The organism is Nostoc sp., from assembly GCF_036918245.1.
GTDB lineage: Bacteria > Cyanobacteriota > Cyanobacteriia > Cyanobacteriales > Nostocaceae > Nostoc.
Window position 1 is genome coordinate 49,783 of record NZ_JBALEF010000042.1, and the last position, 14,751, is coordinate 64,533.

A 14,751-nucleotide genomic window follows, 5' to 3' on the forward strand; every position below is an offset into this window, starting at 1 on the left:
CCTCCGAAGTTCTTTTCTAAGGAAGCCTTAGCTTAAACTTCTCCCCACCGTATTTTTTCTCACTGTTTCTGAGCAATGTCAACCCCCGATCGACCTTTTGCCAGTTATCACCTTTGGTCTCTAGTTGCCCCAGCGACTGGGCAAGAACGCTGGCATTGCCAGATGAGACGGGGGTTTATCAAAGCACGGCAACACGAACCACAAGTCAAAGCGCTTTTAACGCAAGCCACCGCGCCCCAGCGAATTGGCATACTAGCTCAAAAAGGCGTTTATGAGTTTCATCATCACAGCCATCTGTTGAAGCAAGCAGATGGTGTAGAAAGAGTTGCCCAGCTACTGAAATTAGGCAACTCAAGCGTTCAAGTCCAGCAACGTGTACTGCAAATTTTGCAAAAATATCACGATGCGCCGTTACTTTTGGATAAAAATATTATCCAATTAACTCCGGGTGATGAAGGCTTTCCTAAACCGATAGTAGTTGAACAAGAAGATTATTGCTTTCGCTTATACGCGGCTATGGACTGCGTTTTTATTGAGTCTGATAGCACTTTACATATTTTGGATTTCAAAACTGGTAAGTCCGCTTTTGACAAACGACAGGCATTAGTTTACTTGTTAGCTGCTCGTTATCTTTACCCTGGACGAGAAGCGGTTGCATCATTTTATAATTTAGAAATATGTAAAAAATCAGAGTTAATTAGTATTAATAATAGTGAATTAGAATCATTAAAATTTGAGTTAGCGAATATTGCCCACAAGCACCAGCACGATTTGCAAAAATATCAGGAAGAAACTACTAATTTCAGTAAAATATTCCCTCCTAATCCTGGCTCTCACTGCCGCTTTTGCCCATTTAACTCCATCTGTGAGTTTGCCGATTTTAAGCAGCATCAATCATATCCACTGCCCAGTTTAAGAGTTAATAGCTAATTGGTTTACCTATGCAGCTTGGTCAATTTTCAAAACAATAGACCTCTTGCATAAATCAAAAATAAGAACCCCACCCCGCCAAAGCTACGCTTTGTCTCCCCTCCCCGCTTGCGGGGAGGGGTTGGGGGTGGGGTGTTAGGAACTTTTGCAAGAGGTCTAATTACTAGACTTGATATGCTTTTGCGAGGATATAGTCTGGCTAGAAGAGAAGTTGGCGTACCTCCAACTGAGCCAGAAAGGGAATTTAAAGGTTTTCAATCATGGGTTGAAGAAAAATATGGAATTAACTCAGGTCAGTCATGGGCTAAAATAATTCTTTTCTATTCTGTAGACGAGCATGAGGCACTACAAAAGTTTTTTGAATTGTTTGAAGAATACTTGAATAGGAATAAGAGTTCAGAAGTTGACGAAAATAGTGGTTAAGCAGAGAGGATTAAGGTGCGTTAGCCTACGGCATAACACACCCTACTCGCTTTATCAGCGCCTTTCCAGAATGCCCAATGCCCTAATTCAAAAAGGTGGTAATTCTTTAAGAATTGTAAACCGAATATGATTAATCGCCAAATCACCGATGGGGATATCTTGTTTGGTTAACCGCGCACCTTGACTTGTCACGGTTTCAAAGGTGATGCCTTTGCCAATTTCAATGTGATACCAGCATAAGCCCATAAAAAAGCGCGTTGGATAAGGGCCACCTTCACTCACATCATCAGGATTTGATTCCATTGGCAACCAGCCAAAATTCGGGACGTAGAATTCCAGCCAAACATGATTAAAGTCGGGTTGTAGCGGTACTCCTACGAAGTCACTATGGGGAGGACATTTGTACCTGCCTACGGTGCGGCAGGGGATGCCATTTAAACGGGATAGGGCAAGTAAAACACCGACATATTCGCCACAGGAACCAACGCCCCGTTCTAAAACTGTATCTGGCGCATCAATGTAAGGTTTAATACCGTAGGATAACTCATCATAAACATAGTTGCGGATACTGTGCATTTTCCGTAGCACATTGGTTTCAGAACCAATCGCTTCTCTGGCGGAACGGCGAACAATGGTAGTATCCATTGCTAAATCGTCGTCATCCACTAGGTAGCGTGTTTGTAATTCTGGGGACAGTTGCGGTATATTTTCCACATCTCTAGGTGTGATGCGGTACTTAATCCCTCGAACTTCCAAAAGTGCTTTCCAGCCAAATATATGCCGTTCTCCTGGTGCAAGAGAATCAAATTTAAAGACTGCTACACGTTGCCCCTCTATCACTTCTTCGGTAAAAGGTATACCAATAGGTTCAACGTGTTTCACCTTTTGACGCTCAGTTTCCGATGGTAGGGCGATGCGCCATTCGACATCGGGTAAATAAACTTCGTCTAGAGGTGCAATTTCCTCTGCGTATGACATTTCAATGAGATAGCCATTGGAAAGGGCGTAGCGCTTATCTGGCTGGTAATGATAATACAGAGGATGAATAAAAGTGCGATCGCGGAATGTTAGCTCATGACTCGGATCGGCATTGGGGTTATCCCGAATATAAGGCTCCTCTGAGGCGTAGGCAACGTAAATACTTTCTTTGTCTGTTTCGGCATTTTTATGTATCGCTATGCCTGTAGGAGATTCAAAGGGTGTCAGGACGCTGAATTGCAGCTCTCCCGTGGCCCTGTCCATCGCGTAAACTGATTGTTCGGTGCGATCGCAAATCCATAGCATTTCTTGGTTAACTGCCAAATTCTCTACCCCAACTCCAGGGGCATAAAATCTAGTAATCTCTTTTCGCGTTTCGCGGTCAAAAACCAGAATGTAGCCCAGCCTTTGACAACTGACATAAACTGTTGTTTCCCAAACAGCAACGCCATCAGCTGCATAAGGCAATGTTACAAAATGTTCCAGATCCAAAGCATTGAGCTTGCACAAATAAACACTATTTTCTCGGCTTACCCACAGGGTATCATCCCACACCGCTAGACCAGTGACATCGGTAAATTCTTCAACTTGATGGGGATTGAGAATTTTGCTGTTGTCAGAGGTAGGATCGATCTCCAGTAGATGTCCTTTAATACTGTCAATGGCAATCAGTCTATCTTTAATGAAAGTAATGCCACACAGGGCAGCAGCAGTAAGCGGTCGAATTGTTCTTTGCCCAAACATTTGGCTAACGGTCAAAGTGGGGAGTGCAAAACTCATAAAACCTTGTGGTAAGTGTAAAAAACCCTCACCTTTAGGTAGGGGAGGAAACATGACTCAAGCGGTTTTACCGCCGTCACACCAATTGCTTGAGATGGAAAATCCTAGTCGAGCAATGGCTCCCCCGATTGGGGTGGATGAAGAGTGCTGAGTTAAAAGACTACCCACAATGGGCGTTGCTCTTACTAAGTACATCAATTTGTGGTTTTTGATCGCCACGTTTACAGCGGGGTACTAATAATTATCGGTACAATGTGTTCCGAAAAACTCTTTCGTGAGAAATAATACTATGTGAAAATAGGAGGAATTTACAAATATTAAGAATTACATATACACTCATACAACTGGGCGATCGGCTTAATGTAACTTTAGAAAATGGAATTCCTGCCATCACTAAATTATGATCGAATTTTGTAACCATTTGCTGTGACCTACACGATGTCTGCTAATTCTCTGCCTGAAGGTGCCGCCGTTTGGCATAGTTTAGAAGTTGATAAAGCGCTAGACCTGCTTGATAGTAACGCAGACAGCGGCTTAACACCCCAAGAAATTGAACAGAGATTACAAAAATACGGCCCCAACGAACTTGAAGAAACTGCTGGCCGTAGTGCTTGGGAAATTCTGCTGGATCAGTTCAAGAACATCATGTTGTTGATGCTGATTGGCGTCGCTCTCATTTCTGGGTTTTTAGACCTGATGGCTTTGCGGGAGGGCAGATTAAAGCCTGGTGAAGTGCCATTTAAAGATACGATCGCGATTTTAGCAATTGTCATCCTGAATGGCATACTCGGCTACGTCCAAGAAAGCCGCGCCGAAAAAGCCCTAGCAGCCTTGAAAAAAATGACTTCTCCCTTAGTGCGGGTGATCCGCGACACCAGACTGGTGGAGATAGCAGCTAAAGAACTAGTTCCAGGGGATGTAATGCTGCTGGAAGCTGGGATGCAGATAGCCGCAGATGGACGCTTGATCGAACAGTCTAATTTACAAGTGCGTGAGTCGGCATTAACTGGTGAAGCTGAAGCGGTGAATAAACAGGCATCACTAAAATTGCCGGAGGAAACATCATTAGGCGATCGCTTAAATGTTGTCTTTCAAGGAACTGAAGTAGTCCAAGGACGCGCCAAAGTTCTGGTGACTAACACCGCAATGACTACAGAACTGGGTAAAATTGCTGCGATGTTGCAGGCGGTGGAAAGTGAACCTACGCCTTTACAGCAGCGGATGACTCAACTGGGTAATGTCCTAGTTACGGGTTCTTTAATTCTCGTGGCGATCGTCGTCGTTGGTGGTGTCATCAAGGATGGAGGTTTTAAAAACATCCAAGAACTCTTGGAAGTTTCCTTGAGTATGGCGGTTGCTGTAGTGCCAGAAGGTTTACCAGCTGTAATTACCGTCACCTTGGCACTGGGAACCCAGCGAATGGTGCGCCAAAATGCCTTGATTCGCAAATTGCCAGCAGTGGAAACGTTGGGTTCTGTAACTACCATCTGTTCTGATAAAACCGGCACCCTAACTCAAAATAAAATGGTGGTGCAATCGATTTCCACCAATAACAAAACTTTTCGCGTCACCGGCGAAGGTTATGCTCCCACAGGAGACTTTCAGTTAAATGGTCAAAAAATTTCCCTAGAGGAGTCTCCAGAAATCTCCGCATTATCAGTCGCCTGTGCTGTTTGTAATGACTCGGTGTTGCAAAAAGAACAAGGTGAATGGGCAATTTTGGGAGATCCGACAGAGGGAGCATTACTCACCCTGGCGGGAAAAGCCGGAATTGAAAAAGACCAGTGGAACAGTAAGTTACCTCGCATTGGTGAGTTCCCCTTTTCCTCAGAACGGAAGCGGATGAGCGTGATTGCTCAGGTGGAGGGAGTCGCCACAGGTGAAGCATCTTCGAGAGGTGTTGACCCTGCGATCGCCGATTTTCTCCAATCGGAACCTTATTTAATGTTTACCAAAGGTTCTCCAGAGTTAACCTTGGCACGTTGCACTCAGATTCATTTGGGTAATGACACAGGCCGCTTGACCGAAGAACAACGCCAGAAAATTTTGGCAGAAAATGACCAAATGGCGAGTAAAGGTTTACGGGTGCTAGGTTTTGCCTACAAACCCCTGGTGGAGATTCCTCTAGAAGGTTCAGACGAAACATCTGAGCAAGGTTTAGTATGGCTGGGATTGGTGGGAATGCTAGATGCACCACGCCCAGAAGTCAGGGCATCTGTGCAAGAGTGCCGAGAAGCTGGTATTCGCCCAGTGATGATTACTGGCGACCACCAATTAACAGCACGAGCGATCGCCACCGATTTGGGAATTGCCCAAGAAGGCGATCGCCTGCTCACAGGTCAAGAATTGCAACGGATGACTGACCAAGAATTAGAGCAAAACGTTGATTTGGTGAGCATCTATGCCAGAGTTTCCCCAGAACACAAACTGCGAATTGTCCAAGCACTGCAACGCCGGGGTCGATTTGTGGCGATGACTGGCGATGGTGTCAACGATGCCCCAGCCCTCAAACAAGCCGATATCGGTATTGCAATGGGTATTACTGGCACTGATGTCAGTAAAGAAGCTAGTGACATGGTGTTACTTGATGACAACTTCGCTACCATTGTCAGCGCCACCAAGGAAGGCAGAGTTGTTTACACCAATATCCGCCGCTTTATTAAATACATCTTGGGCAGTAACATTGGTGAAGTTCTCACAATTGCAGCCGCACCCTTAATCGGCTTGGGAGGCGTTCCCCTGACTCCCTTACAAATTTTGTGGATGAACTTAGTGACAGACGGTTTACCAGCCTTGGCATTAGCTGTGGAACCTCCAGAACCAGATGTCATGCAACGTCCGCCTTTTAGTCCCCGCGAAAGTATTTTCGCTAGGGGATTGGGTTCTTATATGATTCGTATTGGCATCATCTTTGCCATTATCACTATTGCCTTAATGTGGTGGGCTTATCAACATACCCATGCTGCTGGGTATCAGGGAAATCCCGAAGCTTGGAAAACAATGGTATTTACTACCTTGTGTATTGCCCAAATGGGTCATGCGATCGCCATTCGCTCCAACAACCGACTGACCATTGAGATGAATCCCTTCTCCAATATTTTTGTACTAGCGGCTGTTGTCGTCACTACGATTTTGCAGCTGATGCTAGTTTACGTCCCGCCTCTGCGAGATTTCTTTGGTACTCACTACTTGAATATGCAAGAATTGGGGGTTTGTATTGGTTTCAGTGCCTTAATGTTTGTCTGGATTGAAGGGGAGAAGATATTTTTGCGGATTATGGGCAAGAAGGCCGTTTGAAAAAGTGAGGAGTTATTAGTACAGACGCGATTAATCGCGTCTGTACAGCAGTTATGAGTTACTAAGATATGAGTTTTCAATTCCTAACTCCTAACTCTTACCTCCTCGCCTCTAACTTTTCTCTATGTACCTAAAAACTCTAAACCTCCGACAATTTCGCAATTATCAAGACCAAAAGGTTGAGTTTACTGCTGCCAAAACGATTTTGGTAGGTAATAATGCTCAAGGAAAGTCAAATTTGTTGGAGGCGGTGGAGTTACTGGCGACATTGCGATCGCACCGCATGACCCGCGATCGCGATTTAGTTCAAGAAGGGGAAGCTATAGCCCAAATTAATGCCACCCTTGAGCGACAAACAGGTGTTAGTGACCTGACCTTAACCCTCCGCCGTAATGGTCGCCGTAGCGTTGCTCTCAATGGCGAATCGATCCGCCGTCAAATGGACTTTCTCGGCGTTCTCAATGCAGTCCAATTTTCCAGCCTGGATTTAGAACTAGTACGTGGCGGCCCGGAAGGTCGCCGCAACTGGTTAGATACACTATTAATTCAACTGGAACCAGTTTATGCTCACATTTTGCAGCAGTATAACCATGTGTTACGCCAGCGCAATGCCTTTTTAAAACACCATGTAGAGACGTTGGATGCAACGTCTCTACAATCAGAACTAGCGCTGTGGGATGCACAGTTAGCTACTACAGGAACCAGAGTAATTAGACGACGCGATCGCGCCATCCAAAGATTAGCTCCCATTGCTACCACCTGGCACGGCAGTATCAGCGGCAGTACAGAAGTTCTGCAAATCAAGTACGTGCCGAATATTCCTTTAGAGAATAACCATCCAGAAGAAGTGCAGCAAGCTTTTTTAGCAAAAATTCAGCAGCGAGCCGTTGCTGAAATGCACCAAGGCACGACCCTTGTCGGCCCGCATCGAGACGAAATAGAATTAACTATTAATCAGACACCCGCTCGTCAATATGGTTCTCAAGGTCAACAACGAACGCTGGTTCTAGCCTTAAAATTAGCCGAATTACAATTAATTGAAGAAGTCGTCAAAGAGCCACCATTACTATTACTGGATGATGTTCTTGCCGAACTAGATTTATCCCGCCAAAATCAATTGCTTGATGCCATTCAAGACCGTTTTCAAACCTTGATTACTACCACTCACTTGGGTTCTTTTGATTCCCAATGGTTGAAGTCCTCCCAAATTATTTTCGTGAAAGCAGGAGAATTAACAATTGAAAATTAAAAATTAAAAATTTATTTAAAAATCAATACGCTTGGGTTAAGGGTTATTGGTGTAGATAATTGGTCTTTCAAGACGCGATTTCTCGCGTCTCTACATCAGGGTTTTGTTGCTCATTCTGAACTGTATTGATTTAAAGATATTTTCATACAGGGATTTATAGCATCCATCTGTATGCCTCTACTCTGATTTTTTTTTATGTTTCTCTAACCTTTTAAAAACGTTGAGAACCAAAAAAGTCAGCATAGCACTGATTAATCCTAACTGCCATAAACCACAGCCAGCAGCAATTCCCAATGCAGACGAAACCCAAATAGCCGCTGCTGAGGTGAGTCCGTGAATTTCAAGTTGCTGTGATTCTTGAGAAGATTGGCGCACAATTTCCCCAGCACCGAGAAATCCTACACCAGCTGCAATTCCTTGAATCACGCGGCTAAGTGCATCAGGACTAGCTTGCAGTCCTCCTGTTTGCATGATTATCAAGGTAAATAAGGCTGAACCTAAACTCACCAGCATGTGAGTTCTTAAACCAGCTGGTTTGCGCCTAATTTGACGTTCTAAGCCGATGATTGCTCCAATAAGCAATGCAATACATAGCCGGAAGCTGATATTCAGCCAATCATCAGTTGCAAGGTAGTAAGTGTTTGACAATGTTTAGTCTGATATGGAGAATTCTATATACTAGGTTAAATCGTAATATTTTTATAAAAAAAGTACAAAACTATTCTAATGTTTTATTAATGGAGTTTAATCCAATGGGTGTAGTGCAATAGCCTATCTCATATTTGGATTCTATCAATTCAGTAATGGTTTTGAAACGGAGAATTAATATTTTGCATTATTAGGATTATTTTTCAAGAAGATATTATTCTGACCAATGAATGGAGATTTGCATTGTTAAATTGTGGCAATGATCGTAATTTGGGCAAACTAGATGAATTTTAAGTTTATTAAATAGTTTTTTGGCTATTTAAAAAGACTTAGCCAAAAAATTATACCTTAAATTCTTAGATTTAACCTATACACTCAACAATTAAATATGATATGGCCATGTACAAGTCGAGCAAATCAGCTATACAGCGTATTTCAAGTTACTGAAGTACACAGCGATTTGTCTCAAAGCCAGGTATAAAGCCTGTTTTACTTCTGACTCCTGTTAGCGCAGCCCATTCTGAATTCTGAATTCTGCTGTCAAGAGTTTCTACCTCCTGTATTCTGCTTCAAAACCCGTAACTTTGTAATTCATCTAAAAGAAAACTGCTGTAAGTCCTGAGTACTTTTTATTCAGAAGTCAGTGGATTAACCTGATAACATACCAAAAAGAAATGGCTGTGGCTACAAATAGACAACTAACAAATTGAGTGAATAAACTCTACTGGCTAGATCAAATTAAACTACAAGACCGCGCCAAAGTAGGTGACAAAGCCTTTTACTTGAGCAAAATTATCCAGCGTGGCTATCCGGTGATGCCTGGTTTTGTAGTTTCGGCAGAAATTTTGCGACAATTTCTCGAAAATCTCAATAGTTCAGAATCATTAGTAGCTGACTTACCCCATTCTTCGCTACACCTGGATGTCACTAATTGGCGTCAACTTCAGCAGGTGGCTAGTCGCTTGCGCCAAGAAATTATGACTGCGACTGTAACCCAGGAGTGGGTGAGTACAATTTTCCAAGCTGCTAGAGAATGGGAAACTAGCTGTTTGATTCTTCGACCTTCCTTGGCAGTATCAACTGCTACTCCAGGTATGAAGAATATATCGGGTTTACTGGAGTCGGTATTTTGCCAGTGCGAACCGGAAGCGATCGCACTGGCTCTAAAGCGTACTTGGAGTCAAATATTTCGGGCCCGGAGTCTATTATATTGGCAGCACTTAGGAATTAATCTGCAACAAATTAATCTTGCAGTTTTGGTGCAACCTGTTGAAAATGCGATCGCCAGTGGCTCGCTCACAACCAATCCCTCTGGGTGGGAAATTGAAGCTACTTGGGGATTAGGAATTGCGATCGCTCAAGGCGAAGTACAGCCAGATATTTACTACATTCAACCAGAAACTGGGGTTGTGCTTGAGCAACAACTGGGCAATAAAATGCTGGCTTATAGTGTTGATGATGCAGCGCCTAAAGTTTTTTCCCAACCTGTGCCGAACTCAGCACTAACACCAGATCGCACTTGTCTGATTACCTATATACTTCCAGAAGCCCAACAAAAACAGTACTCTTTACAAGAAGAATACTTACAACAAATAATTGCCCTGGGAACTCAACTGGTAAGTGAACTAGGTAAAACCTTTACCATTAAATGGACTATCGCCGGACAAACGACATCTGGAAAGCTCTACATCACACAAGTTAGTCCTTCGCAATCTATAATTCCCCACTCACACTTCATTCGGGGACTAGGGGCAGCCGGGGGACGTGTTGCAGCCAATGCGCTAGTAATTACCAATCCGCAACAGAAACCCGAACAACTACCGAAGGGAGTAATTTTAGTAGTACCAACGATTACACCTGATTGGTTGCCATTATTGCAACAAGTTGGTGGTATTATCACAGAACAAGGGGGATTAACCAGTCACGCGGCAATTCTAGCTAGAGAATTAGGTATCACAGCAGTAGTAAAGGCAACATCTGCCACAACTTTAATCCAAACTGGGGAACGATTGCTGCTTGATGGCGACAGAGGAGAAGTTTATCGCATCAAAGGAGACTCAAAGGAGGAGATGGAGAGAGGGAGAGAAGAAAATCTTCTTTCCTCTCATCACCCCAACCCGAAAGCGCCTCATCCTGCTGTTACGTCTCATCTACCTATGATTGCTACCCAATTGCTGGTTAACTTGAGTCAGTCCACTTTAATAGAACAAGTGCAAAACCTGCCTGTGGATGGAGTGGGATTGTTGCGTTCCGAATTGATGATACTAAATATATTGAACGGGCAACATCCCAATAGTTGGATTTTAAGCGGGCGTCAGACAGAATTGTTACAGCTATGGTCTGAGCAGATTATGCAATTTGCCCGTGCCTTTGCACCAAGACCAGTTTTTTATCGTTCTTTAGATTGGCGATCGCAAGATTTACCATCATTGCGTGATAGTTTAGAATCTTCACCACAATCGATGTTAGGTGAACGCGGCACCTTTAGCTATTTACGAAATCCCGCAGTCTTTGAGTTGGAACTGAAAGCTTTGGCGAGTGTACAGGAAGCTGGCTACAGCAATGTCAATCTCATATTACCCTTTGTGCGGACTGTGGAAGAATTTGTCTTTTGCCGTCGCAAAGTTGAGCAAGCTTTTTTAACCGAAGTAGCGCAGTTTCAATTGTGGATGATGGCAGAAGTGCCAAGTATCTTGTTTTTATTACCAGAATATGTTATAGCAGGTGTGGCGGGAATTTCTATTGGTACAAATGACCTGACCCAATTATTGCTAGGAGTGGATCGAGAACAAGGACAGCTAGCAAAAGTATTTAATGAACGACATCCAGCAGTTATGGGTGCGATCGCTCAACTGATCCAAATGGCTAAAAGTGCCGATATACCTTGTTCAATCTGCGGTCAAGCACCAGCCCTTTATCCAGAAATTATTGATAAATTAGTGGAATGGGGTATTACTTCTATTTCCGTTGAACCGGAAGCAGTCGAGCGAACATATCAAGCGATCGCTCGTGCTGAACAACGTCTAATTTTAGCAGCAGCACGAAGTCAATTAAAAGAAGGTAAAAAGTAATTTTATTAAATAGAACCAGTTTCGCGCAAAAACTACTGTGTAAATACGATCAACAATCATGAGTTTTATGAAAGTATTAGTTACTGCCAACGAAGGAATGATTGGTTCGGTTGTTGAAAAAGTTTTGCGTGCTGACGGATGTGAAGTTATTGGCTTTGATATTGCAAGTGGTCATAATATTCTGAATCCAGATGAAATTCGTTCGGCACTTGTTGGCTGCGATGCAGTTATTCATCTTGCGGCGCTACTTGGAAACTCTCAGGACGCGCCAGATGAAATAATGGCAGTGAATCTTCTCGGAACTTGGCATATTCTAAGAGCAGGGGCAGAAGCAAAACTCAAACGTTTTGTTTTCTTCAGTAGTGTTGATGTATTGGGAATCTTTAAAGGTGAGACAAAACCAGACTATCTTCCTTTAGATGACAATCATCCTTGTTATCCAACTACGCCTTATGCTGTTTCCAAGCGGCTTGGTGAAGAAATGTGCAGATATTTTACTGATAGCACAGGTATCCCAACTATTTGTCTGCGACCACCAGGTGTTTTTGATGAAGAAACTTACGATTTTATTATTTCCAATCGGCAAGCTAATCCCGATTTTGAATGGAATCCGTTGTGGGAATACGGCGCTTTTTTGGATGTGAGAGACGCCGCCCAAGCAGCGCGATACGCTTTATACTGCCCTAATCCCGGTCATGTTACCTTGCTACTATGCGCTGATGATATTTCTTCAGCACATCGAACTAGTCAAGAAATGGCTCAATCTCTACTTCCTGAAGTGGATTGGCGCGGAGGCGATGAATATGAACATGAACCTTATAAAGCCTTGATTAACACCCAACTCGCTAAAGAAATCCTTCAGTGGGTTCCGCGTTACAAATGGCGGCAATGACGCAAGGCTTCAGCAATACAATAAAGCGTTACAGATGAAGCTTTTAGGAGTGCCGATTTTTAACAATATCACAAAATACCCCACCTGAATATAGACATTTGGTGGGGTAGCGATCGCGTGAAAAACCGAAATCGTTAATATCGGTAAATCGCCGCAACGGCTGTGCTATATGGAATCTGTTCAAAGGGAATAGCGTAAACCGTACCACCGTTTAATAAAGTATGAGCAGCAACAAAATCCAACAAATCCTCATCACCCGCTTCTTTTTCTGGGTGCAAATAAACCGTTTCTGAGGTTGGATCGAATAAACCCCACTGTTGCTGACCAACTGCAACTAGTAATGAATCCACGCGTTGGTAATAAGCCGCTGAGACAACTTCTTCGAGCTTGTTAGATGCTTTACCAGTATCACCACTAAACAATTCGTGAAATTGCTCTAAAGCATCTTGTTGTGACTTTTGAAAATCAGCCTCGACAATCGGCCAAGCTTGGTTATGTAACTCTTGGGCGCTGAGAATTTCTGGATTACCAGTGATCGCTTCATCCATCAAATGCTGGTAAGTATTTGCCTGTCTATACAGAGGCAAGAGATACTCTACCCCAGCCAGCACCAAAGGCGCTTTTTGCAATTTCAGTTTCTCGTGTAATGCACGATCAACAATTTGAAAGAATTGTATAATGTCTTCTTGATGTTTGTCCTTGTCAGGGCTTCCCTGTCCGTGAAACGTACCCGGCTGTGAAAAAGCATTAGCTGTTCCCCCTTTAGATGTTGCTAGCCGGAACTGACCTTCTTTAGCAGTCTCGTCTTTTTGGAGAGCTTCATCTAGATTTTTAGGGAGATTTTCTACTTCCACCTCATTGACAGTGTAGCGTGTTCCTTCAAAGAACCTGACATCTTGTTGGCTCAAAGCCAGTATATAGAAGCGACCATTGCCATTTAAAATTGGCAGCAGTGGCTTGATGTGAAATCGGTCTGTAACCACGACCAACTCTTGAAAATCAATTGGCAGCGTATAATAGCGAAAAATATTTTCAGAAATAAAAATCGCCAGCCCTTGCTCTCCCTTATGCTCCCAAAACTCTTGGGTATCAAGTTCATGGGATTTTTCCAACAATGCGATCGCATTTTTATGTTCCAAACCCGCATCAATTAAACGAGTCTCGGCTTCCTTGACCAAATTTTTAAAGCGAATTGGGTCTTGTCGCACTTCTGAACCCGCTGGGTGCGTTGGCATATAAATGGAAACACAATTTCCTTTTGGGTGTTCTATTAATGTCTTGATTTCCTCTCTAGAGATTAATTGCATATTATATCCCCCCTATCAACATGACTAGATACATCAGACCAGACCATCGATATTCAACGATCTGATAAAACGTTATTCTCTGGTGATGGCGGTTGAAGTTCAACCGTTTGCTCCTGTGTTTATTTCACCTCAAGGAGAGTTTAGTTGAAGGAGAGTTTAGTTGCATCTTGCTTTTGATAGGCAATATTCATTAAGGGAATTACTAATTAAAACTCCAAATTTCAAAGCCAAAATCGCCACATCAATCAAATGTTTGGTGTATTAGAGTTTGTGCGTTCTGAGTTTATCCCTATTCTGCTATTTGATTGGCTAAGACCTAAAGTTACTCGTTTCATAATCCAGTACAAACCTGCAAGTACCACAAAGGTGATAGCAATAATCACCAGGGGCTGTTTTCCCAGAATTTCTTCTACCCCCTTGGTAAGAACGGCATCAGGTTGAGTAATAAAATCCCAACTGTTGAAACGCAAAAATCTCCCCCAATAAACACCAACAGCACAGAGAAAATGTGTAATCGTCTCAACGCGCCAAATCCATTGGCTCTTGCCGATGCGATGTAAGTAGTGACCCCAATTAATTAACGATATTACATAAGCTTCAAATCCACCTAAAATTACTAGCAAATATACAGGAATAAGTACTAAAGTAATCATCCACACCGATTGAATCGTGCGGATATCATCTATTAAGTGAATTACATCGGTCAGCAAATACGGTGCATTTGGTAAGAAAGCATAGAAAACTAAGAATCCTAGCCACCAAAGCCAAGTGCCACTGCGCCTGATGCGAAATAGCCAGATACTCAAAGCTAAAGGTATAAAAGCCAGGAACAAATTCCAAGTCATCCAACTCATATTAATTCGCAAGACTTGCACGACTTTGGCTATCAATTCTTCTTTCATAGGTGCTTACTCGGAAGATGTTTGATTGATGTATATTCACTTTGTAGTGTTAGTGTTAACTTTAGCGATCGAGTTTTTGTAACCTCCAAGAAAATTAATTTCCTCTAACATCAGACAAGATTTTTATGTCAGTTAGAAGTAAATGCATACTGATATATGTCCAAAATTTAGAGTTTTTGTGTATTTTCTGCTGGAGGATGAAATTTATTAATCAATCGGCTTAAGCCACTAGTATAGCCAGAAAATCATCAGGGTAAAACATACCACCGAAAGG

General features: G+C 42.9%; 10 protein-coding genes. 6 read left to right on the forward strand and 4 right to left on the reverse strand.

The window, feature by feature from the left end:
- Positions 1 to 75: 75 nt before the first annotated feature.
- Both V7L12_RS09705 and V7L12_RS09710 read left to right on the forward strand, forming a co-directional pair.
- The gene (locus tag V7L12_RS09705) at positions 76 to 930 is read left to right on the forward strand and encodes a PD-(D/E)XK nuclease family protein (RefSeq protein ID WP_335084127.1); all 855 of its coding nucleotides are present in this window, start codon (positions 76 to 78) and stop codon (positions 928 to 930) included.
- 132 nt (positions 931 to 1,062) lie between these two features.
- Positions 1,063 to 1,353 (forward strand): hypothetical protein, encoded by a 291-nt coding sequence (locus tag V7L12_RS09710; protein WP_335084128.1) that lies wholly within the window; start codon positions 1,063 to 1,065, stop codon positions 1,351 to 1,353.
- Between the two features lie 87 nt (positions 1,354 to 1,440).
- Here V7L12_RS09710 and V7L12_RS09715 read toward each other — a convergent pair whose 3' ends face one another.
- Entirely contained in the window at positions 1,441 to 3,111 is a 1,671-nt protein-coding gene (locus V7L12_RS09715) for a transglutaminase family protein (protein WP_335084129.1), read from the reverse strand.
- 438 nt (positions 3,112 to 3,549) lie between these two features.
- On the opposite strand from V7L12_RS09715, the gene V7L12_RS09720 reads away from it, so the two are divergent.
- Both V7L12_RS09720 and recF read left to right on the forward strand, forming a co-directional pair.
- Positions 3,550 to 6,408 carry a cation-translocating P-type ATPase gene (locus V7L12_RS09720; protein WP_335084130.1) on the forward strand — a complete coding sequence of 953 codons (2,859 nt, stop codon included), beginning with the start codon at positions 3,550 to 3,552 and terminating at the stop codon, positions 6,406 to 6,408.
- A gap of 124 nt (positions 6,409 to 6,532) precedes the next feature.
- Complete coding sequence (recF, locus tag V7L12_RS09725; RefSeq protein ID WP_335084131.1) at positions 6,533 to 7,657, forward strand: DNA replication/repair protein RecF; 1,125 nt, start codon at positions 6,533 to 6,535, stop codon at positions 7,655 to 7,657.
- A 177-nt stretch (positions 7,658 to 7,834) separates the two neighbouring features.
- Here the strand turns inward: recF and V7L12_RS09730 are convergent, their stop codons facing one another.
- Entirely contained in the window at positions 7,835 to 8,305 is a 471-nt protein-coding gene (locus tag V7L12_RS09730; protein WP_335084132.1) for an MgtC/SapB family protein, read from the reverse strand.
- Between the two features lie 710 nt (positions 8,306 to 9,015).
- On the opposite strand from V7L12_RS09730, the gene V7L12_RS09735 reads away from it, so the two are divergent.
- Together V7L12_RS09735 and V7L12_RS09740 are read left to right on the forward strand one after the other, a co-directional pair.
- Positions 9,016 to 11,376 (forward strand): putative PEP-binding protein, encoded by a 2,361-nt coding sequence (locus V7L12_RS09735; RefSeq protein ID WP_335084133.1) that lies wholly within the window; start codon positions 9,016 to 9,018, stop codon positions 11,374 to 11,376.
- Between the two features lie 67 nt (positions 11,377 to 11,443).
- Positions 11,444 to 12,268 (forward strand): NAD-dependent epimerase/dehydratase family protein, encoded by an 825-nt coding sequence (locus V7L12_RS09740; protein ID WP_335084134.1) that lies wholly within the window; start codon positions 11,444 to 11,446, stop codon positions 12,266 to 12,268.
- 134 nt (positions 12,269 to 12,402) lie between these two features.
- On the opposite strand, the gene V7L12_RS09745 is transcribed toward V7L12_RS09740, so the two are convergent.
- On the reverse strand, positions 12,403 to 13,575 hold the full coding sequence (locus V7L12_RS09745) for a baeRF6 domain-containing protein (protein ID WP_335084135.1): 1,173 nt from the start codon (positions 13,573 to 13,575) through the stop codon (positions 12,403 to 12,405).
- Between the two features lie 245 nt (positions 13,576 to 13,820).
- Positions 13,821 to 14,477: a DUF1361 domain-containing protein gene (locus tag V7L12_RS09750; RefSeq protein WP_335084136.1), complete on the reverse strand. Its 657-nt coding sequence runs from the start codon at positions 14,475 to 14,477 to the stop codon at positions 13,821 to 13,823.
- Positions 14,478 to 14,751 lie beyond the last annotated feature (274 nt).